This is a genomic window from Flavobacterium sp. J372, from assembly GCF_024699965.1.
In the GTDB taxonomy this organism is placed as follows: Bacteria; Bacteroidota; Bacteroidia; order Flavobacteriales; family Flavobacteriaceae; genus Flavobacterium.
Genome location: NZ_JAJOMZ010000004.1, coordinates 1,129,953 through 1,154,698 on the forward strand (window position 1 = coordinate 1,129,953; position 24,746 = coordinate 1,154,698).

Annotated in this window: 24 protein-coding genes and 1 pseudogene; 17 read left to right on the forward strand and 8 right to left on the reverse strand. The window is 44.1% G+C overall.

Annotation, left to right across the window (positions count from 1 at the left end):
- Positions 1 to 48 precede the first annotated feature (48 nt).
- The 4 genes from LRS05_RS05570 to LRS05_RS05585 all read right to left on the reverse strand — a co-directional run bounded on the left by LRS05_RS05570 (position 49) and on the right by LRS05_RS05585 (position 1,526).
- The gene (locus LRS05_RS05570) at positions 49 to 564 is read right to left on the reverse strand and encodes a hypothetical protein (RefSeq protein WP_257867408.1); all 516 of its coding nucleotides are present in this window, start codon (positions 562 to 564) and stop codon (positions 49 to 51) included.
- Between the two features lie 83 nt (positions 565 to 647).
- On the reverse strand, positions 648 to 923 hold the full coding sequence (locus tag LRS05_RS05575) for a SemiSWEET family sugar transporter (protein WP_257867409.1): 276 nt from the start codon (positions 921 to 923) through the stop codon (positions 648 to 650).
- Positions 923 to 1,297, reverse strand: a complete 375-nt coding sequence (locus LRS05_RS05580) for an STAS/SEC14 domain-containing protein (RefSeq protein ID WP_257867410.1) — start codon at positions 1,295 to 1,297, stop codon at positions 923 to 925. Before LRS05_RS05580 ends, LRS05_RS05575 begins: the two co-directional genes overlap by 1 nt.
- 1 nt (position 1,298) lies before the next feature.
- Positions 1,299 to 1,526: a hypothetical protein gene (locus tag LRS05_RS05585; RefSeq protein WP_257867411.1), complete on the reverse strand. Its 228-nt coding sequence runs from the start codon at positions 1,524 to 1,526 to the stop codon at positions 1,299 to 1,301.
- Positions 1,527 to 1,644: 118 nt separating this feature from the next.
- Here LRS05_RS05585 and LRS05_RS05590 point away from each other — a divergent pair, with 118 nt between their 5' ends.
- From LRS05_RS05590 to murC, 5 genes and pseudogenes are all read left to right on the forward strand, one after another.
- The gene (locus tag LRS05_RS05590; RefSeq protein WP_257867412.1) at positions 1,645 to 3,192 is read left to right on the forward strand and encodes an FAD-dependent oxidoreductase; all 1,548 of its coding nucleotides are present in this window, start codon (positions 1,645 to 1,647) and stop codon (positions 3,190 to 3,192) included.
- 23 nt (positions 3,193 to 3,215) lie between these two features.
- Positions 3,216 to 4,121, forward strand: coding sequence for an SDR family oxidoreductase (locus tag LRS05_RS05595; RefSeq protein WP_257867413.1), 906 nt, complete (start codon positions 3,216 to 3,218; stop codon positions 4,119 to 4,121).
- A gap of 25 nt (positions 4,122 to 4,146) precedes the next feature.
- Positions 4,147 to 4,473 carry a hypothetical protein gene (locus LRS05_RS05600; protein WP_257867414.1) on the forward strand — a complete coding sequence of 109 codons (327 nt, stop codon included), beginning with the start codon at positions 4,147 to 4,149 and terminating at the stop codon, positions 4,471 to 4,473.
- A 279-nt stretch (positions 4,474 to 4,752) separates the two neighbouring features.
- Positions 4,753 to 6,898: pseudogene (locus tag LRS05_RS05605) on the forward strand (S46 family peptidase).
- A gap of 109 nt (positions 6,899 to 7,007) precedes the next feature.
- Positions 7,008 to 8,363, forward strand: coding sequence for a UDP-N-acetylmuramate--L-alanine ligase (gene murC, locus LRS05_RS05610; RefSeq protein ID WP_257869237.1), 1,356 nt, complete (start codon positions 7,008 to 7,010; stop codon positions 8,361 to 8,363).
- Here murC and LRS05_RS05615 read toward each other — a convergent pair whose 3' ends face one another.
- A complete protein-coding gene (locus tag LRS05_RS05615; RefSeq protein WP_257867415.1) occupies positions 8,364 to 8,927 on the reverse strand; it encodes a DUF1287 domain-containing protein in 564 nt (187 codons plus the stop codon). It lies immediately after the preceding gene.
- Between the two features lie 88 nt (positions 8,928 to 9,015).
- Here LRS05_RS05615 and radC point away from each other — a divergent pair, with 88 nt between their 5' ends.
- The 7 genes from radC to LRS05_RS05650 all read left to right on the forward strand — a co-directional run bounded on the left by radC (position 9,016) and on the right by LRS05_RS05650 (position 13,718).
- On the forward strand, positions 9,016 to 9,711 hold the full coding sequence (gene radC / locus LRS05_RS05620) for a DNA repair protein RadC (protein ID WP_257867416.1): 696 nt from the start codon (positions 9,016 to 9,018) through the stop codon (positions 9,709 to 9,711).
- A 103-nt stretch (positions 9,712 to 9,814) separates the two neighbouring features.
- On the forward strand, positions 9,815 to 10,087 hold the full coding sequence (locus LRS05_RS05625) for an ATP-binding cassette domain-containing protein (protein ID WP_257867417.1): 273 nt from the start codon (positions 9,815 to 9,817) through the stop codon (positions 10,085 to 10,087).
- Positions 10,066 to 10,443, forward strand: coding sequence for an ABC transporter ATP-binding protein (locus LRS05_RS05630; protein WP_257867418.1), 378 nt, complete (start codon positions 10,066 to 10,068; stop codon positions 10,441 to 10,443). Before LRS05_RS05625 ends, LRS05_RS05630 begins: the two co-directional genes overlap by 22 nt.
- The gene (locus LRS05_RS05635) at positions 10,440 to 11,795 is read left to right on the forward strand and encodes an FtsX-like permease family protein (protein ID WP_257867419.1); all 1,356 of its coding nucleotides are present in this window, start codon (positions 10,440 to 10,442) and stop codon (positions 11,793 to 11,795) included. The genes LRS05_RS05630 and LRS05_RS05635 overlap by 4 nt, the downstream gene beginning before the upstream one ends.
- Entirely contained in the window at positions 11,788 to 12,129 is a 342-nt protein-coding gene (locus tag LRS05_RS05640; RefSeq protein WP_257867420.1) for a hypothetical protein, read from the forward strand. Before LRS05_RS05635 ends, LRS05_RS05640 begins: the two co-directional genes overlap by 8 nt.
- 150 nt (positions 12,130 to 12,279) lie before the next feature.
- On the forward strand, positions 12,280 to 12,969 hold the full coding sequence (locus tag LRS05_RS05645) for a YjjG family noncanonical pyrimidine nucleotidase (RefSeq protein ID WP_257867421.1): 690 nt from the start codon (positions 12,280 to 12,282) through the stop codon (positions 12,967 to 12,969).
- Positions 12,969 to 13,718, forward strand: coding sequence for a hypothetical protein (locus LRS05_RS05650; RefSeq protein ID WP_257867422.1), 750 nt, complete (start codon positions 12,969 to 12,971; stop codon positions 13,716 to 13,718). Before LRS05_RS05645 ends, LRS05_RS05650 begins: the two co-directional genes overlap by 1 nt.
- A gap of 91 nt (positions 13,719 to 13,809) precedes the next feature.
- Here the strand turns inward: LRS05_RS05650 and LRS05_RS05655 are convergent, their stop codons facing one another.
- Positions 13,810 to 15,087 carry a replication-associated recombination protein A gene (locus tag LRS05_RS05655; RefSeq protein WP_257867423.1) on the reverse strand — a complete coding sequence of 426 codons (1,278 nt, stop codon included), beginning with the start codon at positions 15,085 to 15,087 and terminating at the stop codon, positions 13,810 to 13,812.
- A gap of 91 nt (positions 15,088 to 15,178) precedes the next feature.
- Between LRS05_RS05655 and LRS05_RS05660 the strand changes: the two genes are divergently transcribed.
- Positions 15,179 to 15,937 (forward strand): rhomboid family intramembrane serine protease, encoded by a 759-nt coding sequence (locus LRS05_RS05660; protein WP_257867424.1) that lies wholly within the window; start codon positions 15,179 to 15,181, stop codon positions 15,935 to 15,937.
- Between the two features lie 29 nt (positions 15,938 to 15,966).
- Here LRS05_RS05660 and rlmB read toward each other — a convergent pair whose 3' ends face one another.
- Positions 15,967 to 16,707, reverse strand: coding sequence for a 23S rRNA (guanosine(2251)-2'-O)-methyltransferase RlmB (gene rlmB / locus LRS05_RS05665; protein ID WP_257867425.1), 741 nt, complete (start codon positions 16,705 to 16,707; stop codon positions 15,967 to 15,969).
- 236 nt (positions 16,708 to 16,943) lie between these two features.
- Here rlmB and LRS05_RS05670 point away from each other — a divergent pair, with 236 nt between their 5' ends.
- Positions 16,944 to 19,688 (forward strand): fibronectin type III domain-containing protein, encoded by a 2,745-nt coding sequence (locus tag LRS05_RS05670; RefSeq protein ID WP_257867426.1) that lies wholly within the window; start codon positions 16,944 to 16,946, stop codon positions 19,686 to 19,688.
- A gap of 151 nt (positions 19,689 to 19,839) precedes the next feature.
- Here LRS05_RS05670 and LRS05_RS05675 read toward each other — a convergent pair whose 3' ends face one another.
- Positions 19,840 to 21,507 carry a hypothetical protein gene (locus LRS05_RS05675; RefSeq protein WP_257867427.1) on the reverse strand — a complete coding sequence of 556 codons (1,668 nt, stop codon included), beginning with the start codon at positions 21,505 to 21,507 and terminating at the stop codon, positions 19,840 to 19,842.
- A 182-nt stretch (positions 21,508 to 21,689) separates the two neighbouring features.
- Here LRS05_RS05675 and rpsL point away from each other — a divergent pair, with 182 nt between their 5' ends.
- Genes rpsL through fusA form a run of 3 tightly spaced genes read left to right on the forward strand, consistent with a single transcriptional unit; the run spans position 21,690 to position 24,738 of the window.
- The gene (gene rpsL, locus LRS05_RS05680) at positions 21,690 to 22,070 is read left to right on the forward strand and encodes a 30S ribosomal protein S12 (protein ID WP_114757561.1); all 381 of its coding nucleotides are present in this window, start codon (positions 21,690 to 21,692) and stop codon (positions 22,068 to 22,070) included.
- Positions 22,071 to 22,096: 26 nt separating this feature from the next.
- Positions 22,097 to 22,573, forward strand: a complete 477-nt coding sequence (gene rpsG, locus LRS05_RS05685; RefSeq protein WP_114757470.1) for a 30S ribosomal protein S7 — start codon at positions 22,097 to 22,099, stop codon at positions 22,571 to 22,573.
- A 29-nt stretch (positions 22,574 to 22,602) separates the two neighbouring features.
- On the forward strand, positions 22,603 to 24,738 hold the full coding sequence (gene fusA, locus LRS05_RS05690; protein ID WP_257867428.1) for an elongation factor G: 2,136 nt from the start codon (positions 22,603 to 22,605) through the stop codon (positions 24,736 to 24,738).
- The last annotated feature ends 8 nt before the right edge of the window (positions 24,739 to 24,746 follow it).

A 24,746-nucleotide genomic window follows, 5' to 3' on the forward strand; every position in this document is an offset into this window, starting at 1 on the left:
ATAGTTGCTTTTGGCTCGTGGCTTGTGACTTTTGGCTAATCGCTAAACTTAATCCACCTGGTCTGACTTCTTGCTTACACGGCTGTTGTTGCCAGTGCTGCCTGTGCCCGTACCGCCGCCTGTGCCCGCTGTACCACCCGGGTCAACAGCGCGGCCTTTTACACGTGCAGGGGTATTTGTATTCTCAATAGGGTCGTTACTACGGTCATATGCCGGAGATGATGCGCCGCTGCCCGATGCTACCCTGCTTGTGGTAGAGGGGGTTTCGTTGGCAGCTGAACTTCCGCCGGCGGTACTTCCGGCAGCACCTGTACCGGCAGTCCCTGTTGTTGTACGCCCGGTTGCAGGGCCTGTGCCGGTTCCGGTAGTACCTGTTGCATCAGCCTGGTCATAAGCTGTTGTATCGCCTGCGATAGTTGTAGTGGTATCTGTTTCCGTAGTGGTTTCCACAGTGCTGTCATAGCTTTCTTCTTTACGGTTGCAGCTGTCGCAAGAGCTTAGCATGTTTATGCCCGCCACGATAGATGCGAATGCTATTACTTTGGTTATTGATTGTGTGTTCATGGTTTTATATTTTAATTCAATATTAAAGTTACCTCTTTACTTTGCCAGCCTGTACCTGCTTTAGCAATAAAATAACATTTGGCTTACTCCTTTTTATCGCCCCGTACCATGCCAATAATCTTAACCGTAAGGATTATTCCGCATAAAACGGCAGCAACTATATTGCCGAGAATGACGGGGAGGTCTTCCTGCAAAATACCATAGACAGTCCAGGTAACAAGCCCTGTGAAAAGTATGGCATAGGCAACAACAGACAGGCTTTTGGTAGACCGTGTTTTCAACACCTTAATGGTTTGCGGAATATTTGCCACCGTAGTAAAAAAAGCCGCTGCAAGGCCAAGTATCTCTATCCAGTCCATTATGCTTCGGAATTTCCTGAAACCCACCCCACGGCTTCGTTATATTCTTCCGGATGGAAGCCTTTAAATTCTCCCGGAGCAATTATGCTGAACGCGTCGGTAAACTTTATCGCCCCTTCCTGGTGCGTAACTATAGCACCCCGCCGCCATTTTGCCAGCTGCTTTATGCCCAGCAGCACGTCACGCAGCCACGCGCCTGCAGTAAAGTTGGCTACATCGGTATCAACCATGTACAGAAAGTTGAGCTCACCGGTTTTTTCTACCAGCTGCTTTACATGCGGCTCCATAACGTTCTTGTAGTCATCAGCAGTCACTTCGCCACTGGCCCTGAAACCCGCCACGTTCGCCGGCACATCTTTTATCACGTCTATCATCTTACTTTATTTTAGCTTCATATTTATCTTTAACTTTCTGGCTTATGTAGGTGCTGAGCCCGCGTCCTTTAGCTGCCAGCGCTTTCATTTTTTCAACTACAGCCTTACCTGCACTTTTATAAGAATACTTATATATAGCGCTGTGCCCGAATTCTACCAAAATGGCATCTGCAATAATCTCATAGCCCGTTACGCCGCTGTCACCTTTTATGTTGGCATACGCTTTCATATTTATAAAGTTAGGCTAACCTTAAATGCACCGGGCCAGTTTTAACGCCTGATTAACGCGCACTTAACAGGACAGCGGCTTTTATCTCCCTAACTTGTTGATATCAAAAACATACTACATGGAAACAGGCAGCAACACACCGCAAGGCATTTCAAAATCTATATGGCGCAGTTATTCATCAGGCTCATCTTTTAGCCAATTTACCGGCAGCGCCACGGCAGATGTAGTTGTTGTAGGCTGCGGCATTACAGGTGTGGTTACAGCCATGTTGTTAAAAAATGCGGGTTTTAATGTAATTGTGCTTGAGGCAATGAAAGTTGGCGCGGGCAGCACCGGCCACAGTACCGGAAACCTCTACGGTTCTGTTGAAGAAGGTTTTGATGTGATACAAAGCAAATATGATACTGAAACGCTGCGTACTGTATATGAGGCCCGTTTGGCAGGTGTACAGCTGATAGAGGATGCTGTTGACCAATACAGCATTGATTGTGATTTTAAGAGGAGGGCTTGGTATTTGTATTCGGCCAATGAAGAAAATAAAAGCCAGGTTGAAAAAGGTATGAAAGCAGGACTTGAAGCCGGTCTGCCGATTAGCGAAGTATTGCCGGGCGATCTGCCCTTCCCGGTTGTAAAAGGTATGAAGATTGACGGTCAGGCGCAGTTTAACCCGCTGCGTTTTGTACAGCAGCTGGCCGAAGCAATAAACGGTGCAGGCTGCAGTATTTATGAAGACAGCGCCGTGACTGATATTGATACAGATTCTGATAAGGAAAAAGCCATCGTCAAAACCGAAGGCGGAACCGTAACTGCAAAATATGTGGTGCATGCCACCCATACGCCAAAAGGGGTTTTCCTTGATTTCCATTCATTATTAGGGACTTATCGTGAGTATGGCGTTGCGGCAAAGCTTGCGAGCGGCGATTATCCTGATGGTATTTTCTGGGGCTACTATAATATAAACGAACGCTATTCGGTACGCTCCTATGAGCATAATGGCGAAAAATACATTGTATGCGTAGGCCAGCCGCACCAGGTAGGTCAAAAAGAAAACAACCAGGAAAACATTGCAAACCTTGAAAAGTTTTTGAGGGAAAGGTTTGACATTGCCGAGATTGTGCAATGGTGGGGAGGCCAGAACTACAAGCCGGCCGATGCCTTGCCATACATAGGCCGCCGCAGTTCAGGCTCAAATGTGTTTGTGGCAACTGGCTTTTCTACAGACGGGCTTACCTACGGTGCGTTATCGGCTATCATAATAAGAGATTTATTGCAGGGCAAAGAAACTGCATATACCAAATTGTTTGATGCATCGCGACACAACCCAATGAAAGCCGCAGGTAAATTCATTAAAGAAAATGCAATCAACGCCGCAGAGGTTTTCAAAGATTATGTGCTGTTTGCCGACAGTAAAATTGGCGAGATACCTGAAGGCGAGGGTAAGGTAGTTGAGGTTGACGGCAAAAAGGTTGCGGTGTACAAATCTGCTGAAGGGGTTAAGGCCTGCTCAGCAATATGTACCCACCTGTATTGTGTAGTACACTGGAACGGCGCAGAGAAAACCTGGGACTGCCCCTGCCATGCCTCGCGTTTTGATACCAACGGGCAGGTGCTGGAAGGCCCGGCAATGATTCCGCTTGAAAAAGTAAATGTAAACGAGAATAAATAAAATCCAAACTAAAAACAACAACCATGAACGACCAGAAATTTGCATTGATAACAGGTGGAACAAGCGGAATAGGTTATGAACTGGCACAGCTTTTTGCTCAGGACCATATTAACCTTGTGCTTGTTGCCCGTAACGAAGAGAATCTGAAACAGACTAAGGCCGACCTTGAAAAGTACGGAGTAACTGTACATACTGTTGCCGCCGACCTTTTTAAGCCTGAAGCCGCCGAAGAGGTTTATAATAAAGTAAAAGGCCTGAGTGTTACAATTGAATATTTAGTAAACGATGCCGGGCAGGGCGAGTGGGGGCGTTTTCATAAAACAGAGCTGAAGCGCGAAATAGACCTGGTGCAGCTAAACATCGTGGCGCTTATGAGCCTGACCAAATACTACCTTCAGGAAATGACAGAGAGGAACAGCGGGCGTATTTTGCAGGTGGCCTCATCACTGAGCAAAGCCCCGACTCCTTACATGGCGGTTTACGCTGCAACTAAGGCGTTTGTATTATCATTTTCGGAAGCATTATCGCATGAACTTGAAGAAACTAATGTAACAGTGACCGCACTGCTGCCCGGCGCTACCGATACGGATTTCTTCCACAAAGCCAAAGCCGAAAATACGGTAACGTACAAAGAAACAGAACTATACGACCCGGCAGAAGTAGCGAAAGGCGGCTATGAAGCCATGATGAACGGCGATGTAAAAGTGCAGCCGGGCATCAAAAACAAGCTTCAGAATTCATTAAACGCCATCATGCCTGACGGCGCCATAACATCGACTATGGAGAAACAAATGGTTTCAAGCATGGAAGAGAATGGAAGGGATGGTATCACCCATGCAGCATCAGCCCGCGAGCGTGAGAGCATAAATGCAGAGACAGGCGGCATCAACGGCGATAAAGCCGGCCATGCAGCCCATAATCACTCATAATTTTAATAACGATAAATATAAAATCATGAAAAAGATAATCTTATCCGCTATTGCAATGCTGGCTTTCGGCATAGCTTCAGCACAAACAGAACCAAAAACGCCACCGGTGGCCCCAACGCCGCCTTCGCCACAGGTAACCCCTGAAGAAAAAAAGGCCAATGCAGATGCCAACATGCAGAACCAGATTCCGCAAAATTCACAGCAGCGAATGGAAATGGACGGCGCCCAGCCACGTAAAGATGTGCTTAAAACGCAAGACCATGTAAAGAGCACACCCGACCCCGAGGCAGTAAAAAATAATTCTTCAGATGTAAAAACGGAGAAAAGGTCAAAACGTAAAAAAACAAGTTAGTTAATTTTAATTCAATGTGGTACCCCCGGAAGTTTTCGGGGGTATTTTTTTTGCATGATGATAATTAATTGTCAGTTTCAGCCTGCTAAATAAATGTTAAAAGCCTTACCTTAAGTTTCATCTGTGTTCAGGATAAATTATTTCCCTTGAAATCAATTTATCAAATCCTCAAAAAAAGTATCTTCGCTTCCGTAAAACACAAATTTTTGCTGAGCTCGCTGTAACATATCTTTGTAAGGCGATACAAATCAGCACACTATTAACTTTATTCATATCATAATGAAAAAACTGATTTTATTCCTCACCATGTCGCTTATGGTTTTGCCGGTAAGGGCAGACGAGGGTATGTGGTTCCTTATGTTCATTGAGCGCCTGAACCACAGGGACATGCAGAAGATGGGCCTTCAGCTAACCGCTGAAGAAATTTACAGCATTAACAATCACAGCCTGAAAGATGCTATCGTGCAGTTCAACGGCGGCTGTACAGCAGAGATCATCTCTAAAGACGGGCTTGTGCTTACCAACCACCACTGTGGTTATGATGCTATAGCTGAGCTTTCTACGCCTGAAGCCAACTATCTTAAAAATGGTTTTTGGGCTGCGAGCCGCAAAGCTGAATTAAAGCCGAAAGACCTTTATGTACGTTTCTTTGTAAGGATGGATGACGTTTCTAAAAGGATACTTTCAAAAGTAAACGCGAATATGACAGAGGCTGAGCGTGAAAAAGCGATTCAGCAAGAGATTGCGCTTATTGAAAAAGAAAATAATGAAGGTGGTAAATACACTGTTTCTGTGCGTTCTTTCTTCCAGGGTAATGAATACTACTACTTTGTTTACCAGGATTTTAAAGACGTTCGCCTTGTGGGTACACCTCCTGAAAACATCGGTAAATTTGGTGGAGATACCGACAACTGGGAATGGCCCCGCCATACAGGTGACTTCTCTATGTTCCGCGTATATGCTGATGCTAACGGCAACCCTGCTGAATATTCAGCCAACAACGTGCCGCTTAAGCCTAAGCACTATCTTCCGGTAAGCCTTAAAGGTGTGCAGGAGAATGATTTCGCTATGATACTTGGTTACCCGGGCCGTACAAACAGGTGGATGCCTGCAGGTGGTATTGAGCAGAACGTGAAATTCGCATATCCGGCATGGGTTGAGGCTTCTAAGACAGGTATGGACAAGATGAAAGTACACATGGACAAAAGCGACCAGGTGCGGCTTAATTACGCTTCACAGTATGCCAGTGTTGCCAACTACTGGAAAAACCGCCAGGGTATGATTGATGCCCTTACAAAACATAAGACAGCTGCAACTAAGGCCAAAGCAGAGGCTGACTTCAATAAGTGGGCTAACACCCCGAAAAATAAGGAAAAATATGGTAATGTTGTAGCAACGCTAAACAACTATTACTCAAAAACTAACGAGAAAGCACGCCATGACAACTACCTTACCGGTATGTTAAGGACAAGTGGGTTAGTGGTGCTTCCTTATAGCCTTGGCCGTGGTATTGAAACTTACATTAATGCTTCGGAAGCGCAGAAAGCACAAATGCTGCCGGAACTTCAGGAAGGTATTGCGGAGTCTTACAAAACAATGTACATGCCGCTTGAAATAGATGTGCTGGCCGCACAGCTTAAACTATATGCAACAAAATCAACAGGTTATGAAATAGCTCCGTACGTTGCGCAGCTTGCTAAAGAAAATAATAATGATTTTACGGCATGGGTTAAAAAGGCAGTTGAAAATAGTATTTTCGGTTCAAAAGATAAAGTTGAAGCTTTTCTTAGAGAGCCAAAAGTTGATGTGCTAAAGGCAGACCCTCTTTACAAGCTATCTGCAGACCTGCTTACCAAATACAGGGCTAAGACTGAAGAGCAAACTAAGCTTGATGCTGAATATTCAAAAAGCTTTCCGCCTGCTTGTAGAAGGTATGCGTGAGGCTAACCCTAATGCGAAGTATTATCCTGATGCCAACAGCACGCTACGCCTTACGTATGGTAAAGTACGTTCATTGCCTGCTGACAAGCGTAATGATGCTAAAGTAAACTACTACACTACGCTGGAAGGTACAGTGAAAAAATATAAGCCAAATGATGAGGAGTTTGACCTTCCGAAAAAGCTTATTGAGCTGAACAGCAAGAAAGATTTTGGACAGTATGCTGACAAAGCAGGTTATATGCCGGTTAACTTTTTGACAGACAATGACATTACGGGTGGTAACTCAGGTTCGCCGGTGCTTAATGGCAAAGGTGAGCTTATTGGCCTTGCGTTTGACGGTAATATTGAGGCGATGGCAGGAGACGTTATCTTTGACAAAAACCTGCAGAGGACTATAAACGTTGATATTCGTTACGTACTTTGGGTTATTGATAAATATGCCGGAGCGAAACACATTGTTGATGAGATGACAATTGTGAAGTAAATAAGTCAATAGACATTGATAATACAGAAAACCGCCTCAATTATGGGGCGGTTTTTTATTGTGATTAACCGTCATTTTTATACATTTGAAACAAATTGATCTTACACAAATGCGTACACACTTTATAGCCATAGGCGGCAGCGCCATGCACAACCTTGCCCTGGCACTTCACGAAAAAGGATATGAAATAACCGGCAGCGATGATGCTATTTTTGAGCCTTCCCGCACACGCCTCGAAAAGCGCGGACTGCTTCCGGCAGAAATGGGCTGGTTCCCTGAAAAGATAACCCAGGATATTAAAGCTGTGATATTGGGTATGCATGCGAAAGCTGATAATCCTGAATTGCTGAAAGCGCAGGAGCTGGGCTTAAAGATATACTCTTACCCTGAATTTCTGTACGAACAAAGCAAAGACAAAACCCGTGTGGTTATTGGCGGTTCGCATGGCAAGACCACCATTACGAGTATGATTTTACATGTGATGAACTACCATAACCGTGATGTAGATTATATGGTTGGGGCGCAGCTTGAAGGTTTTGAAACCATGGTAAAGCTTACTGAAGATAACGATTTTATTGTACTGGAAGGTGATGAATACCTGTCATCACCCATGGACCGCAGGCCGAAGTTTCACCTCTATCAGCCTAATATTGCATTAATTAGCGGAATAGCATGGGATCATATCAATGTATTCCCGACCTATGAAAATTATGTAGAGCAGTTTGATATTTTCATCGAAAAGATCACTAACGGCGGCATTCTTGTTTACAATGAAGATGACCCGGAGGTGAAGCGTGTGGCGGAAGCGGCAACTAACCCTATCCGTAAAATGCCATACAGCACGCCAAAATATACCGTGGAAAATGGCGTGACACTACTCGATACACCTGAAGGACCAATGCCTATTGAGGTGTTTGGTGCCCATAACCTGAATAACCTGGCCGGCGCTAAATGGGTTTGCCAGAATATGGGTATTGATGAAGCGGATTTTTATGAAGCTATTGCAACATTTAAAGGCGCAAGCAAACGCCTTGAAAAAATTGCTGAAAACGGAAGGAACGTTGCTTACAAAGACTTTGCACATTCGCCAAGTAAGGTGGCAGCAACCACAAAAGCGGTGAAGGAGCAATATCCTGACAAGACACTCATTGCGTGCCTTGAGCTGCATACATACAGCAGCCTGAATGCAGAATTCCTGAAAGAATATGAAGGCGCGCTTGATGCCGCCGATGTTGCCGTAGTCTTTTATTCGCCTGATGCAGTAAAGATTAAGCAACTTGAAGAAGTAACCTATGAGCAGATTGCCAAAGCCTTCAACCGTGAAGACCTTATCATCTACACCAACCCTGCGGCATTTAAAGAATATCTGTACAATCTGAAATATGATAAGGGTGTTGCGCTGCTATTAATGAGCTCCGGTAATTACGGCGGGCTTAACTTTGACGAGGTGAAGACGCTGTTATAATCACTTTTTGTACCGGTAATGCCCGGTAATTTTATAGCTGAAAAGGCAGTCATCAAGATTTTGTCCATATCCAACATTATGCACAACCTTACATCTCCCTGAAGATTGTCTGTTTACCACAATACCGATATGAGGTTTGTTGCCGTCAAGCATCCAGGTTACAATGTCGCCGGGTTTGTAATCTGAAGCTTTGTCTGAAACTCCGAGTGATCTACCTTTCCGTGTAAAAAACACCTGTAAATTAGGTACACGCCTGTGGTCAATATTAGTGTCAGTGTCGCGCAGACCCCACGTCTTGGGATATTTAGCAAAGTTCGCCTTCATGTCTTCATGAACCTCTTTTTGCAGATCGATGCCCAACTTCCGGTATGCACGAATAACCATGTCGGTACATACGCCCTTATTTTTATGTACATCGCCATTGGGATACTTTATTTTGGTATAACCACTGTCATAAATCACAAAATCATTAGTTAATGATATGGCGGCATCTGAAAGTTTAGCGTAAAAACCTTTTTCGGACTTAGCCAGAAGTAACAGGGATATAAGGAGTAAATGTTTCATATACAGAGTTTAAGGGTTTAACGATAAATTTTTAAACATTATTATATTAAACGAAAAAATTCTTACATTTGTGATTTAAATCTTACTGATGGAAGAAACACAAACCTTTTCGATAAAGTATTGGGCGGAAGACGACCAGCCTCGTGAGAAGCTGATGCTTAAGGGTAAAGCTGCATTAAGTGATGCTGAATTGATAGCTATACTTATAGGCTCGGGCAGCCGCAATGAAAGTGCTGTAGAACTTAGCAAGCGGATATTAGCAAGCACAGGCAACAACCTGAATGCATTGGGAAAAATGTCTTTAAAACAGCTCATGGAGTTTAAGGGCATAGGGGAAGCAAAAGCCATAACCATAGCCGCAGCCATGGAACTAGGGCGCAGGCGAAGAGAAGAGGAGGGTGTTGAACTTAAGAAAATTACATCAAGCCAGGCGGTATTTGACATTATGCAGCCCATAATTGGTGAATTGCCACATGAAGAATTTTGGGTTATTTACCTGAACAACTCAAATAAAGTTATTTATAAATCGCAGTTGAGCAAAGGCGGCATAACCGGAACCGTTGTAGATGTGCGGATTGTATTCAAAACTGCGTTAGAACAAAATGCTGTAGCCATAATTCTGTGCCATAACCACCCTAGCGGGGTCCTGCAGGCAAGTGAGCAGGATAAGCATATAACAAGGCAGCTCAAGCAGGCTGGGCAAACCATGAGCATCAACGTGCTTGATCATGTAATTGTAACAGAAAAAGGATATATTAGCTTTGTTGACGAAGGATTATTTTAGAGAAGGCCTAAAATTTCGCGTAAAATTGACTTGGTCGCAAATCCGGAATAATATTTCAAATTTCTCCCAATTTCTGTACCTTGCATGTTATTAAACTACCTGTATGGTCACAGTAAAGGATTTAACATTTTTTTATGATAAGGGAACAGGTTTCACCTTCCCGCAATTTTCTGCGAACGCAGGCAGCAGCATTTTAATAACCGGAGGGTCAGGAAAAGGGAAAACTACACTGCTGCACCTTCTCGGCGGATTGCTCCGTCCAAAATCAGGTGGCATCATCATAAATGAAACCGACATCACCAAACTTTCAGATAAAAAGCTCGACCACTTCCGGGGGAAAACATCGGGTTGGTATTGCAGCAATCACATTTTGTAGCTTCGCTTTCTGTGTTAGAAAATGTAGAGCTGGCCTCATGGCTGGCAACCGGCCAACACAAAAAAGAAATGGCGAAGTCGCTTCTAGATGAACTTGGGCTTTCACAACACCTGCACAAATTACCGTCGCAGCTCAGCATCGGGCAGCAGCAAAGGGTTTCCATTGCCCGGGCCATCATCAACAGTCCGCAATTACTTTTGGCAGACGAGCCTACATCAAGCCTTGACGATGAGAACGCCGAAACCGTAGCTGCAATGCTGCAAAACCTGGCGCAGCAATACAATTCGGCATTGGTAATTGTTACGCATGACCAGAGACTAAAAGAGCGTTTTCCTAACCAAATAAACTTATCATGATAACCCGCATAGCCTGGAAAAACATTTGGTTCAAGCCGCTCAATACCTTACTAAGTATAATTTTGCTTACGGCAAGTGTGGCTATCATTACGCTGTTGATTTTACTTGAGGAGCAGTTTGAGAAGAAATTCAGCGATAATATTGAGGGGATAGATTTAGTGCTCGGTGCGCAGGGAAGCCCTCTGCAATTGATACTGTCATCAGTATACCAGGTGGATGCGCCAACCGGAAACATAGATTACACCGAAGCCAAAACCTGGATGAAAAACCCGATGGTGAAAACCGCTATACCGTTAGCATTTGGTGATAACTATCGCGGCTTTCGCATTGTAGGGACAACGCAGGATTATCTTGATAAATTTGGTGCAAAAATGGTAGTTGGCAAAACATTTAGCCGAAATTTTGAAGTAGTTCTGGGTAGCTCTGTCGCGCAAAAGATGAACCTGAAAATCGGCGATAAATTTTTCGGTTCGCATGGTGATGCTGAGGAAGGCGAGGTACACGACCATCATGCGTACATTGTTACAGGCATAGCATCTGAAACAGGTAAGGTGATTGATAACCTGATACTTTGCAATATCCCCAGCGTTTGGGCTATGCATGACCATGAACACGAAGAGGGAGCTTCTGCGGAAGCAACTCACGAAGAACATGACGAACATAATCATGAAGGGCATGACCATGATCATGAAGTACATTCAGGCGAAGAGCATGATCATAAACATGAAGCCCACTCACATGAGGGTCACGATCACGGCCATGAAGGCCACGATCATCACGAAGATGAAGTAATTTCAGAGGAAGGTAAGGAGATAACATCAGTACTGATAAAATTCCGCGGACCAGTAGGTGTAGCGGTCTGGCCAAGGCTTATTGCCCAAAACACCAAAATGCAGGCAGCATCCCCGGCGCTTGAGGTCAACCGCTTGTTCTCGCTGTTCGGTATTGGGCTGCAGGCATTGCAGTACCTGGCCTATGGCATTATGCTCATATCCGGCATAAGTATTTTCATTGCATTGTATAATACGCTGAAAGAACGTAAATATGAATTTGCGCTGCTTCGTGTAAATGGTGCAAGCAGGCTGCAGCTGTTGTCACTGGTAATGATTGAAAGCTTGCTTTTATGTATTACCGGCTTTGTTTTCGGCACGATTGTTGGCAGGATAGCGTTAAGCTTTATCTCCGGTTCTGCCGATAGTGAATTTAAAATCTCTTTCAACCCGCTTGAATTTGTATGGGAAAAAGAGGGATATTTATTGCTCCTCACTATCTTTGTAGGGGTCTTGGCGGCAGCCATACCGGCGGTTAAGGCGTATACCTTAAACATATCAAAAACACTGGCAAATGCGTAAATCAATCATTATAATTTCGGGTTTAATACTTTCGTTTTTTGTACTGACATCAATGGGCAGTGCAGAAGTATCAAGCCCAAAACCCGAAACCCAAAACCCTATTGCAGCCGACACCCTTAGCTGGAAACTGTTAGGGCAAATAAAATATATCAAGAAAACTACGCCCGATTACCCTGAAGGTGTAATGTTCCCGGTGGTGAATACAACGCTTAAAGCAAAAAACAAAAAGCCAATAGTAATGAGCGGTTTCATTATCCCTATTGATAATAAGAACTACGCGCTAAGCAAAAATGTTTTTGCCTCATGTTTCTTTTGCGGTCAGGCAGGGTCCTGAAACCATTATGGGTATTAAGTTTAAAAATCCCGGCATGAAACTAAAGACCGACCAGTATGTAACGCTTACAGGTACCTTCCGTTACAATGATAATGATGTGGATGACTGGATTTACCACATTGAGAATGCCGTAATTGTAAAAGGTAACTGATGTTGAAGGATAGCAAAAAAGCAATATTTTTTGACCTTGACCATACGCTGTGGGATTTCGAGAAAAATTCTGCCCTTACTTTCCAGTTCATTTTTGAAAAGCACTGCCTTTCAATAGACTGCAATTTATTCCTGGAAAAATATGTGCCGGTAAATGCGCAATACTGGAAGCTTTTCCGTGATGATAAAATCACAAAGCATGAGCTTAGATATGGGCGTTTCCGTGAGACATTTTCACAGATGGGAATTGAGGCAGGCGATGAACTAATAGAAACGCTGGCACATGAATATATTGAGCACCTGCCGGGTTTCAACCATTTGTACGATGGCGCTATTGAAGTGCTTGATTACCTTAAAGAGAAATATTCACTGCATATTATTACCAATGGCTTCCATGAGGTGCAGGAGCATAAACTGCGAAATTCAAATATTGCCCATTACTTTGATACAGTTACCAATAGCGAAATGGCCGGATGTAAAAAGCCAAACCCGCAGATATTTGAATTTGCCCTGAGAGCTGCCAATGCAGATAAGGCATACAGCGTAATGATTGGCGACTGTATTGAAGCCGATGTGCAGGGCGCTATTGATTGCGGGCTTGATGCCATCTATTTTAACGAGCACAGGCTTGATGCACCGGAAACAATTATGCAGGTAAATCACCTGCGCGAACTTAAAAACCTACTGTAATGAGAAAGATATTTACATTGATTTTACTTTTGGCAGGCACATTTTGTTTTGCACAAAACCTGAGTAATTACAAATATGTTATAGTCCCTCAAAAGTTTGAATTCCAGAAAGAGGCGGGTCAGTTTGACATAAATAACCTGGCGAGGATGATGTTTGAAAAATATGGCTTTACTGTAGTGATGGAAGGCAGCCAGTATCCTACTGATCTTGCGCTTGACAGGTGTAAAGCCCTGTATGCTGATATTCAGAATTCGGGCCTGATACATACCAACTTTACAATATTGCTGAAAGACTGTAGCGGTACTGCTGTGTTTACATCGGCTACCGGAAGGAGCAAAGAAAAAGACAGGAAGAAGGCGTATTATGAAGCTATGCGTGAAGCGTCTCATTCGCTTGCAGGGATTAACTACAAATACGCAGGCGAAGGTGATGGCAAAACTAAAACTACAACTACAACCCGCACAATTACAAATACAGAGGAAGTTACGGTTTATGTAGAATCTCCAAATTCTGCTAAAACAGTCGTTAACCCTAACCAACTTACGGCTAAGTCAACCGCTTATGGCTATGAACTTGTGGATGCCAAAGGAAAGCATTTCCTGAAGATGTACAAAACATCTCAGCCTGACTCTTACAGCGCACAAATGGAAAACATCAATGGGCTGGTTTTTAAAAAGGACGGCGCATGGTTTTTTGAATACTATGTAAATGACAAACCTGTAAGCCAGAAACTGGATATTCGGTTTTGATAGCTGCTAAGTTGCTTAGCTACTAAGCTTTTGAGCTTTCTTTTCAGGATGCAAGCTAAGTAGCTAAGCACTTCAGTAGCTAAGCAGCTTTCTAGTACCCATACTTCCCTTTCCACCTGTTCCTCAAAAAATCACGTGTACCGTTTTCGCGGGAGTTATTCCCTGGATCGTAGAATGTCGTGTTTTGGATTTCATCCGGCAGGAATTCCTGCTCGGCAAAGTTGTTGTCGAAATCATGAGCATATTTGTAGTCATCTCCATAACCCAGTTCCTTCATCAATTTTGTAGGTGCATTCCGTAAATGTAATGGTACAGGCAGGTCACCGGTCTGCTTCACGATGCTCTGTGCTTTATTAATGGCCATATAGCTGGCATTGCTCTTAGGCGAAGTAGCAAGGTAAACCGCACACTGGCTCAGGATAATGCGTGATTCGGGATATCCGATAGTACTCACTGCCTGGAAAGTGTTATTTGCCATAATCAGCGCTGTAGGGTTGGCATTGCCAATATCTTCAGATGCCAGGATAAGCATCCGCCTTGCAATAAATTTCAGGTCTTCGCCGCCTTCAATCATCCGTGCCAGCCAATACACGGCGCCATTTGGGTCACTGCCACGCATTGATTTTATGAATGCAGAGATGATATCATAGTGCTGTTCGCCTGTTTTGTCATATAATACAGTGTTTTTCTGCGCCAGCTGCATAACGCGGTCATTGGTAATCTCAACATCATCACCCTCACTTGCATTAACCACAAGTTCAAAAATATTCAGCAACTTCCTTCCGTCACCACCGGAAAGGCGAAGCAATGCCTCAGTTTCCTTCAGTTCGATGTTCTTGCTGCGCATGTAGCTGTCGGCTTCCATAGCGCGGTGCAAAAGCGCTTCAAGGTCATCTTTGGTAAAAGCATTAAGGATATAAACCTGACATCTTGACAATAGCGCGGGGATCACTTCAAAGCTCGGGTTTTCGGTAGTAGCGCCAATCAGGGTTACCCAGCCTTTTTCAACCGCGGCAAGCAATGAATCCTGTTGGGACTTGCTGAAACGGTGAATCTCATCAATAAATAAGATTGGGTTTTTTGAGGTAAACAACCCGCCGCTTTGTTTGGCTTTGTCTATCACCTCGCGAACGTCTTTTACTCCCGCATTAATAGCGCTAAGCACATAAAATGGCCTGTCGCTTTCCTGAGCCATAATCTGCGCCAGGGTGGTTTTACCCGTACCCGGCGGCCCCCATAAAATGAGTGAAGGGATTATGCCGCGCGCAATCTGGTGGGTAAGCGAACCCTCAGGCCCCACAAGGTGCTGCTGGCTTATGTATTCAGATAATTTCTGCGGGCGTATTCGTTCGGCTAGAGGCGCTTCCATAGCTGTAAAGGTACGATTAATGACAAAATTTCATTAAACTAAAGTTGGATAAATTATTGATGGGGTACAAGTGCCTTAACAAAAAATAAGCATGGCAAACGACGACCAATTTAAATTTTCAACCTCGGTGCTGGCATGGCCTCTGGCTTTTCTCTTGGCTATATGGGGAACATACTGGTTCCAGATAAATGTTAGTAATGTCACCAACTGGGGTATTTACCCAAGGACTCTTACGGGGCTGCGTGGTATTATCTTCAGCCCGTTTTTACATGGTAGTGTTGAGCATCTTTATAACAATTCAATCCCTTTGTTCCTGCTCGTAGCAGCCATGCGATACTTTTATCGCAGGCTGGCACTTGAAGTTATAGGCTATGGTATATTGTTGTCAGGTTTCATCACCTGGGTTATAGCACGGCCCGCATACCACATAGGCGCAAGCAGCCTCATCTATGTTCTGGTGAGCTTTATCTTTTTTAAAGGGATTCGCACAGGGTACTACCGCCTGGTGGCATTGTCGCTGCTTATCGTGACGTTGTACGGAGGTATGGTGTGGTATGTTTTCCCTGATGTGGATCAGCAGATTTCGTGGGAAGGGCATTTGGCCGGACTTATAACAGGCTTTCTATTCTCAATACTCTATAAAACACCTGAGTTTAAAAAGGAAATTGTGTACGACTGGGAACGCCCTGATTTCGACCCGAAACAAGACCCGTTCATGAAACGTTTTGATGAAAACGGCAACTTTGTAAACCCACCTAAATTAGAAGATATTGAGGTGATAGATGCAGAGATACTTTCACCGCCTGCCTCAAAGATTGTCTATATCTACAGAAGCAGTCAGTCGCAGTAGGGAGTCTTCCAGTCTAATAGTCTAAGATTCTAAAAATCCTTTCTCTGCCTTACCGCTTCATACAAAAACGCCCCGCATGCCACAGAAACGTTTAGTGACTCAATAGTGCCGAACATCGGCAGCTTGGCTTTTTCGTCGACAATTTTTAGTACAGACGGATTCACACCGCGGTCTTCACTCCCCATGATGATAGCCACAGGCTCGTTTAGCACGATATCATAAATGTTGCTGTCGGTCTTTTCAGTTGCCGCAACAGTCTTAATGCCCGAACCCTGCAAGTGGAAAATAGCATCCTTGATATGCTCTACTTTACAGATTGGTACATTGAATACCGCGCCAGCTGACGTCTTAACTGTATCGCCGTTTACAGGTGCGCTGCCTTGTTTTTGCACAATGATGCCATCCACTCCGGTGCATTCTGCCGTACGGATGATAGCCCCGAAATTACGGGCGTCGCTAAGTTGGTCAAGTATCAGGAACAGTGGGGTTTTTCCGCTTTCAAGCACTTTTTCTACCAAATCTTCAAGGTTATGGAATGAAATCGGGGCAATGCTCGCCACAGCGCCCTGATGGTTCATTGAAGTAAGGCGGTTCAATTTCTCAACAGGCACATAGCTGAAGTTGATGCTCTTCTGCTTCATCACCTTCATCAGGTCGCGCATCAGGTCGCCCTGTGCATCCTTCTGAATAAAAACTTTGTCAATTTCTTTACCTGAGTTTATCGCCTCAATGATAGCGCGTATACCGAATATCTGGTGCTCTTTTTCCATTGGGCAAAGATAGGCTTTTTGTGGATGTGTCAATTTGTTAGATCATTAATTCGGGTGGAGTGAGTATAACAAACAATTTGATAACTTCAGGAATTAACTACTTATACGGTTTAATGATTTTTTAATATCTCCCGGCCTTGATTGATGTTTTTGTAACCCAAACATAAGATTTGCCTAAACAGCTGAAGCCGGCAGCAGCAGTACTTTTGTGGGCATTAAACAACAACACACAAATCATGAAAAAGCTTTACGCATTTCTAATGCTCCTTTGCGCATACACAGCAGTGGGGCAGGAACTCAGCCCGTATTTACAGGCGCCCACACAAACCTCAATTTACATAAACTGGAAGACCGACAGCAATCCTGAATCTATCGTTGAGTACGGCAGTTCGCCAACTGCATTGACCAACACGGTAACCGGTACAAACCAGATATTTTCTGATACTGGCTATCCCGCTAACTACTTCTACCACACGGTAAAAATCACAGGCCTTACGGCTAACACTAAGTATTATTACAGGGTTAAAACCGGCACGCTTACATCAGAGGTCATGTCTTTTAAAACACTTCCGCTTCCGGGCCAGGCTGCTACAGCGGATGGGCACCTGCGTTTTCTGGTGCTGGGTGATAACCAGATGAGGAATGTGCCGCGCTTTGATACACTCGTTGCTCAGGCTAAAAGAAAAATTGCCCAAAAGTGGGGCATTACTGCCGACCCGGCTGACAATATTGCGCTTACTGTGATGGTGGGTGATCAGGTAGATGTTGGTACGCTTGACCATTATGAAAATGTACATTTCAAAAAGAATAAAGCACTGTCGGGCTACCTGCCTATACAAACACTTGTGGGCAACCATGAGACCTATGGTACATTGGCTATGCAGGCCTATTATGACCACTATGTACTGAACGAGATGAGCTACCAGGGAATATCTTCAGGCACTGAAAATTATTACGCCAACCAGGTGGGTAACGTATTATTTATTTGCCTGGATACCGAGCATACAGGCGGGCAACAGCTAAACTGGCTGAATCAGGTGGTTAATGCCGCAAACAACGATGCCACGGTTGAATGGATTATCTCACTTGGGCACAGGCCTTACCAGGCAGAGCAGTATGTGGGAGATATCTCGCAATGGGTTCGTAATACGGCCATGCCTGTGCTTACCACTTCGTCTAAGCATATACTTCACATAGGGGCACACCACCACCTGTACCACCGCGGGCAGCTGAAGAACACGCCGACTTACCAGATTATTTCCGGCGGTGTGGCTTGGGATCAGTATTGGGGCATGGCTGTTGAACAGGATTTTGAAGATGTGCAGAAAACTATATCTAACTGGATGTACCAGATTATTGATGTAGATGTGGTTAACGGCACTTTTGACGTTGAGTCTTACTCAATAGGCAGTATCTACACATGGAAGGATAATGAGCTTATGGACACTTTCCACCGCCGGAAGAACATTCCTTCACCGGCACAACCTTCGGTAACCAATAACTTTACCGGTAATGAAGTGGCGCTTCCGCTGACAATTGAAAGCAGCCCATATAACACAACTTCAACTGAATTACTGAACTCAACCCAGTTTATGATAGGGAAAACTCAAAATTTCAGCATCATCGAAAAAGATGTATACCGTGATTATGAAAACCTTTACGGTAAGTTGAACAACCAGCCTGATGTGTCTAAAGACCAGAATGCAGGTGTTGATATTACCAAACTTACCCTGCCTGTAAATTCTATACCAAATGGGCAATACTACGTAAAAGTGCGCCACCGCGACAGGAACCTTAACTGGAGCGCCTGGAGCGAAACAAAGTCTTTCAAAGTAATTGGCAGTAACTTCGCCGTGACCGAAATTCAGCTTGACACAATAGCTTATCTCCCAAATACGCCAATATCTGTGTCGTTTACAGGCGCTCCGGGTAACCAGACCGACTGGATAGGCATTTACAAAGCAGGCCAGAATCCCGGCTCAGCTACGCCTTCAACAACCTGGAGTTACATTAACGGGCAGGCAAACGGCACTAAAGTATTTGCCAATGGCCTGGCAACACCGGGCAGGTATTATGCAACACTTATGTCAAACGACAGCTATACCGAAATTGCACCTCGAAAATCCTTCTACGTTGGGCCGTTTGTTACTGTTGCCACACCACAGGAAGTTTATGCAACAGGTAGCGCCGTAACGGTAAGTTTTCAAAACGGGCCAAACTTGGTAAAAGACTGGGTGGGCATTTACAAAGTAGGCCAGACACCAGGTGTTGGCGGTGTAACTTCTACAAAATGGAGCTACGTGAACGGCACATCGGGTACCTTTACATTTAATGGAGTACCAGATGGCTACTACTATGCTGAATACTATCTGCAGGATGGCTATACCAGTATTGGTAATAAGGTTTTTTTCCAGGTGGGGAGTCAGATTACAGATCTTTATATCAACAAGACTGTTTATAATCTTAATGAGAATATCATTGCAACATGGACAGATGCTCCCGGTATTGTAAAAGACTGGCTGGGTATTTACCATGCAGGTGACGACCCGAACGTAGATGAGCTTGTAAGCTATACGTATTTTGATGGGCTGGCAAACGGCACTAAAGCTATTGAAGGGGCCAACCTGCCTACAGAGCCGGGTGACTATTTTATTGTTATGTTCACCAATGATTCTTATAACGAAGTAAGTAACAGGGTTTCATTTGCAGTAGATGCGCCGGCAGGTACGGATGAATTTTCGTCGGCCAGTGGTGTTACTGTGTACCCCAACCCTGCAAAAGCGGGAGAGCGTACATACATTAAATCGAAATATCCCATCCAGCAGATTGATATGTTTGACATGACAGGTAACCTGTTCTATACGTCAAAAAATATTAATGACCTTAATTATTCAATTATCAACCAGAGCCTTCCAACTGGTGTATATGTGCTGAAAATACACTCAAACAAAGTATATACAGTGAAGGTTGTGGTAAAATAATAGTTTTTGTTTGTAGTAGTGAAAAAGGCTGTTCCGTTTGGGGCAGCTTTTTTATGTTAATTTGTGTATTTGTGTATTTGTGTATTTGTGTATTCGTTAATTCGGCTGGAGTAAACCCAAATCAACAAATTAACGCATTCCCAAATCAACATTAAAATGAAGTCCTGAAGCTTATATGTACAATTGAGTTTGACAACTTTATCGCCTGGTCGCTCATGCTGCCATTGGCATAGATGATATTGAAAAGGCCTGTCTTAGTTAACAACCCGAAACCGAATCCAAGCCCAAGAAGATTTTCCCGTACATCATTGCTTTCATCCTGGAAATAACCATAATCGGTAATGGAGTGGACGTAGATAGATGGGGACAGCACATACCTGTATTCGGCCATGAGGGCAGAGTATAGGCTGGCCTGCAGGCTGTTTTCATTAAAGCCGCGAATCGAGTTTATCCCGCCAAATCTGTAGAGTTCATTAATAATATAGTCAGAGCTTTTGAGGTAAAAAGAATGATTCTTCAGATGGATGATATTCTTTTTGTTCAGATACAGGTTATGGTTAACCTGCAGCTGCCCGAAATATTGGCTGGTGCTGCCGTCGAATTTAGAGTCACGCTCGCCAAACCCTGCTTTTATAAATAATCTGGTCTTTTCAGGAAAAAGGAAATCATCGAGGCTGTAATTTGTATAGTCATACGTTGATGTCCAGAAAGCATTGCTGTAATCGCTCAGTGTACTGCTGTTCAGGTTTTGGATATCGACAGACTCGGTAGATTGCCTCCCGACATAAAGCTTTGAATTATAACTGAAGTAATAGCCTATGTTGATATCTGTCATTGTATTCTGGAAAGTACTATCCTGCTTAAAGATGCGCAGTTCGCCTTTTAACCCAATAGGTGTTTGGAATATGTATGGCAGCTCAAGTCCAATATTAAATGTTGTTTGCTCATTACCATCACTTTTCCAGTACAGGTTAAATTTCTCGCCAGTGTTCAGTACATTATTCAGCAGTACATCTACATATCCGGTAAACACAATGTCGCTGTTTTCATCATTCGCAAAACCTACAAAACCGTCAAAAGTATTTGGCCGTGCTTTCTCCAGGTACACATATACTTTAGTGGTGTCTTTCTTGAAAAGTATCTCGGGGTAGCGCAGTTGGTTCACAAAACGCAGGTCGCTGAAGTCTTTATGCACCCGCGTCAGCGTCTCCTGGTTAAAAGTCTTGCCTCTGTATTGGCGCAAAATATTTTTACGGATACCTTCAGGAAATTTGGTGTAGCCCTGCAGCACAATATCATCAAGCGTACGCTGGCGGTCGCCTTTCACAATTAGGTCTGCTCTTAGGTTGTTACCAATGGCTTCATGATTGGCTAGCCTAAGTGAGCTGAGTGAATATCCGGCACGTTCCAGCAGTGCCGCCTTATTGTTCATGTAGCCTTCAACCTCCTGCAAGGGTAGTGTAAGGGTATCAGCATCAATCGCCAAAAGATTTTTCTCTTCTGCCGAAAGCAAGCCTGTATAGATGCAAATTGATTTTGTACGTTTACCCACGGAATAGAGAAAAAGGAAAGTACTGTCATTCAGCTTACGCGAATCCACAATGTTATTCTCTAGATAACCTATGCGTGTCAACGTGCCTGAAAGCGCATTGGCTTCATCAATAACACTCTTGCCGTTTTCATGCACTTTATTGTATGAAAGTGAGTCTAGTATGCGTGTTTCGGCGGTATTGCTCCCCTCGGCCTGCAGGTATACGCGCTGCGCACTGGCGCTTAACACGCTAAGTAATAACAGGAGTATGGCGGGGAGATTTTTCAATGCAATTTTATGTGAGGTAAAATAACGCAAAAAAAGGAGAAAAAATATACAGGCGGTTAAGCTCAGGTTAAGGCTCTTGAAAATTAATGTTTTAGGATTTGTTTTATAAATTATAATCCATACATTTGCAACCCCGTAAAAAGCGGGTTTTTTTAATCACAAGAAATTTTTAGTATTTAATTATGCCAACAATTCAACAATTAGTAAGAACAGGGAGAGCCCAGATAACTAAGAAGAGTAAATCGGCTGCTTTAGATTCTTGCCCTCAAAGAAGAGGGGTTTGTACGCGTGTTTACACCACGACGCCTAAGAAACCAAACTCTGCAATGCGTAAAGTTGCAAGGGTGCGTTTAACAAACGGCAACGAGGTGAATGCTTACATCCCTGGTGAAGGCCACAATCTGCAAGAGCACTCGATAGTATTAGTTAGAGGCGGAAGGGTAAAAGATTTACCGGGAGTTAGGTACCACATCGTTCGTGGCGCGCTTGACACAGCAGGTGTTAACGGCAGGACGCAAAGGAGATCTAAGTACGGTGCTAAACGCCCTAAAGACAAAAAGTAATTTTAAAACACTTTTAAAGTAAAGACATGAGAAAAAGACAGGCCAAAAAAAGACCTCTTTTACCGGATCCGAGGTTTAACGACCAGCTGGTTACACGTTTTGTGAACAACCTGATGTGGGACGGTAAGAAATCAACTGCTTTTAAAGTATTTTATGATGCTATTGACATCGTGGAGACTAAAAAGCAAGACGCTGAGAAATCTGCACTTGAAACATGGAAAGATGCATTGACTAACGTTATGCCTCACGTAGAAGTACGCAGCCGTCGTGTAGGTGGTGCTACCTTCCAGATACCAATGCAGATACGCCCCGACAGGAAAATATCCATGGCAATGAAATGGATGATTCTTTATGCAAGGAGAAGAAATGAGAAATCTATGGCGCAAAGGCTTGCCTCTGAAATTTTAGCTGCTGCTAAAGAAGAAGGTGCTGCTGTTAAGAAACGTATGGATACTCACAAGATGGCAGAAGCAAACAAGGCGTTCTCTCACTTCAGATTTTAATCCTTAAAGAAAATAATCATTCCAAAGAAATGGCTAGAGATTTAAAATATACAAGAAACATAGGTATTGCTGCTCACATTGATGCCGGTAAAACGACAACAACTGAGCGTATCCTTTTCTACACAGGTAAGTCACACAAGATTGGTGAGGTGCACGACGGCGCTGCTACCATGGACTGGATGGCGCAGGAGCAGGAGCGTGGTATCACCATTACATCTGCTGCTACTACTTGTACGTGGAACTTCCCTACAGAGCAGGGCAAACCCCTTGCTGATACTAAGGACTACCACTTCAACATCATTGATACCCCGGGCCACGTTGACTTTACTGTTGAGGTAAACCGCTCGCTAAGGGTACTTGACGGACTTGTGTTCCTTTTCAGCGCTGTTGACGGTGTTGAGCCACAGTCTGAAACTAACTGGAGGCTTGCTGACAATTACCGTGTGCCACGTATGGGCTTCGTTAATAAGATGGACCGCCAGGGGTCAAACTTCCTTGCTGTTTGCCAGCAGGTGAAAGACATGCTTAAGAGTAATGCTGTGCCTATTGTACTACCGATTGGTGACGAGGCTGACTTTAAAGGTGTGGTAGACCTTATCAAGAACCAGGCTATCGTATGGCATGATGATACTCAGGGCGCTACTTTTGACATTATTCCTATCCCGGAAGAGATGAAAGAAGAGGCACACCAGTACAGGTCACAGCTTATTGAAGAGGTGGCTGCGTATGATGAGAACCTTCTTGAGAAATATATGGAGGATGAAGATTCTCTTACTGAAGATGAAATCAACGAAGCGCTAAGGAAAGCTACTATTGATATGGCTATCATCCCGATGCTTTGCGGTTCTTCATTCAAAAACAAAGGCGTACAGTTTATGCTTGACGCGGTTTGTAAATTCCTTCCTTCGCCACTTGACAAAGAAGCTATTGAAGGTACAAACCCTGATACTGATGAGCCTATCTTCCGTAAGCCGGATGCATCTGAACCGTTCTCGGCCCTTGCATTCAAGATTGCAACCGACCCTTATGTAGGCCGTCTTGCATTCTTCCGCGCTTACTCTGGCCGTCTTGATGCAGGTTCTTATGTGTTGAACAACCGTTCAGGCAACAAAGAGCGTATCTCTCGTATCTACCAGATGCACGCTAACAAGCAAAACCCAATCGAATATATCGAGGCAGGTGACATTGGTGCAGCTGTAGGTTTTAAAGACATCAAAACGGGTGATACTCTTTCTGATGAAAAGAACCCTATCGTTCTTGAAAGTATGAACTTCCCTGACCCGGTAATTGGTATCGCGGTTGAGCCTAAAACTAAGGCTGACGTTGATAAGATGGGTATGGCTCTGGCTAAACTTGCTGAGGAAGACCCTACGTTTACCGTAAGGACAGACCATGCATCAGGCCAGACTATCATTTCTGGTATGGGTGAGCTTCACCTTGATATCCTTGTTGACCGTCTTAAGCGTGAGTTTAAGGTTGAAGTTAACCAGGGTGAGCCACAGGTTGAGTATAAAGAAGCTATCACACGTTCTGCTAACCACAGGGAGACTTACAAAAAGCAATCTGGTGGCCGTGGTAAATTTGGTGATATCGTATTCAGGCTTGAGCCGGCTGACGAAGTTGACGGAAAAGCGCCGATGGGGCTTCAGTTCGTTAACGAAGTTAAAGGTGGTAACATTCCTAAAGAATTTATCCCTGCGATTGAAAAAGGTTTCAAAGAAGCTATGAAGCAAGGCCCTCTTGCCGGTTATGAGATGGACAGCATGAAGGTAACACTTCTTGACGGTTCATTCCACCCGGTTGACTCGGATGCACTTTCATTCGAACTTGCAGCTAAAATGGGTTATAAAGAATCTGCAAAAGCTGCAGGTGCTGTAATCCTTGAGCCGATCATGAAGCTTGAAGTGCTTACGCCGGAGGAAAACATGGGTGATATCGTTGGTGACCTTAACCGTCGTCGCGGACAGATCAATAACATGGATGACAGGGCAGGTTCTAAAGTAGTTAAGGCAAGCGTTCCTCTTTCAGAGATGTTCGGTTACGTAACTACGCTAAGGACACTATCTTCAGGCCGTGCGACATCTACAATGGAATTCTCTCACTATGCAGAGACACCATCTAACATCGCCGATGAGGTTATCAAAAAAGCTAAAGGAAACGCTTAATTCAAAAG

What these genes read in the sequence shown, in the direction of transcription:
- rlmB (WP_257867425.1), bottom strand. Translation starts at nt 16,707, where the DNA reads ATGGAAAAAGAGCACCAGATATTCGGTATACGCGCTATCATTGAGGCG.
- LRS05_RS05615 (WP_257867415.1), bottom strand. Translation starts at nt 8,927, where the DNA reads ATGAAACATTTACTCCTTATATCCCTGTTACTTCTGGCTAAGTCCGAA.
- rpsL (WP_114757561.1), top strand. Translation starts at nt 21,690, where the DNA reads ATGCCAACAATTCAACAATTAGTAAGAACAGGGAGAGCCCAGATAACT.
- LRS05_RS05595 (WP_257867413.1), top strand. Translation starts at nt 3,216, where the DNA reads ATGAACGACCAGAAATTTGCATTGATAACAGGTGGAACAAGCGGAATA.
- LRS05_RS05635 (WP_257867419.1), top strand. Translation starts at nt 10,440, where the DNA reads ATGATAACCCGCATAGCCTGGAAAAACATTTGGTTCAAGCCGCTCAAT.
- LRS05_RS05645 (WP_257867421.1), top strand. Translation starts at nt 12,280, where the DNA reads ATGTTGAAGGATAGCAAAAAAGCAATATTTTTTGACCTTGACCATACG.
- LRS05_RS05580 (WP_257867410.1), bottom strand. Translation starts at nt 1,297, where the DNA reads ATGATAGACGTGATAAAAGATGTGCCGGCGAACGTGGCGGGTTTCAGG.
- LRS05_RS05625 (WP_257867417.1), top strand. Translation starts at nt 9,815, where the DNA reads ATGGTCACAGTAAAGGATTTAACATTTTTTTATGATAAGGGAACAGGT.
- LRS05_RS05600 (WP_257867414.1), top strand. Translation starts at nt 4,147, where the DNA reads ATGAAAAAGATAATCTTATCCGCTATTGCAATGCTGGCTTTCGGCATA.
- murC (WP_257869237.1), top strand. Translation starts at nt 7,008, where the DNA reads ATGCGTACACACTTTATAGCCATAGGCGGCAGCGCCATGCACAACCTT.
- rpsG (WP_114757470.1), top strand. Translation starts at nt 22,097, where the DNA reads ATGAGAAAAAGACAGGCCAAAAAAAGACCTCTTTTACCGGATCCGAGG.
- LRS05_RS05570 (WP_257867408.1), bottom strand. Translation starts at nt 564, where the DNA reads ATGAACACACAATCAATAACCAAAGTAATAGCATTCGCATCTATCGTG.
- LRS05_RS05655 (WP_257867423.1), bottom strand. Translation starts at nt 15,087, where the DNA reads ATGGAAGCGCCTCTAGCCGAACGAATACGCCCGCAGAAATTATCTGAA.
- fusA (WP_257867428.1), top strand. Translation starts at nt 22,603, where the DNA reads ATGGCTAGAGATTTAAAATATACAAGAAACATAGGTATTGCTGCTCAC.
- radC (WP_257867416.1), top strand. Translation starts at nt 9,016, where the DNA reads ATGGAAGAAACACAAACCTTTTCGATAAAGTATTGGGCGGAAGACGAC.
- LRS05_RS05650 (WP_257867422.1), top strand. Translation starts at nt 12,969, where the DNA reads ATGAGAAAGATATTTACATTGATTTTACTTTTGGCAGGCACATTTTGT.
- LRS05_RS05585 (WP_257867411.1), bottom strand. Translation starts at nt 1,526, where the DNA reads ATGAAAGCGTATGCCAACATAAAAGGTGACAGCGGCGTAACGGGCTAT.
- LRS05_RS05660 (WP_257867424.1), top strand. Translation starts at nt 15,179, where the DNA reads ATGGCAAACGACGACCAATTTAAATTTTCAACCTCGGTGCTGGCATGG.
- LRS05_RS05640 (WP_257867420.1), top strand. Translation starts at nt 11,788, where the DNA reads ATGCGTAAATCAATCATTATAATTTCGGGTTTAATACTTTCGTTTTTT.
- LRS05_RS05670 (WP_257867426.1), top strand. Translation starts at nt 16,944, where the DNA reads ATGAAAAAGCTTTACGCATTTCTAATGCTCCTTTGCGCATACACAGCA.
- LRS05_RS05590 (WP_257867412.1), top strand. Translation starts at nt 1,645, where the DNA reads ATGGAAACAGGCAGCAACACACCGCAAGGCATTTCAAAATCTATATGG.
- LRS05_RS05575 (WP_257867409.1), bottom strand. Translation starts at nt 923, where the DNA reads ATGGACTGGATAGAGATACTTGGCCTTGCAGCGGCTTTTTTTACTACG.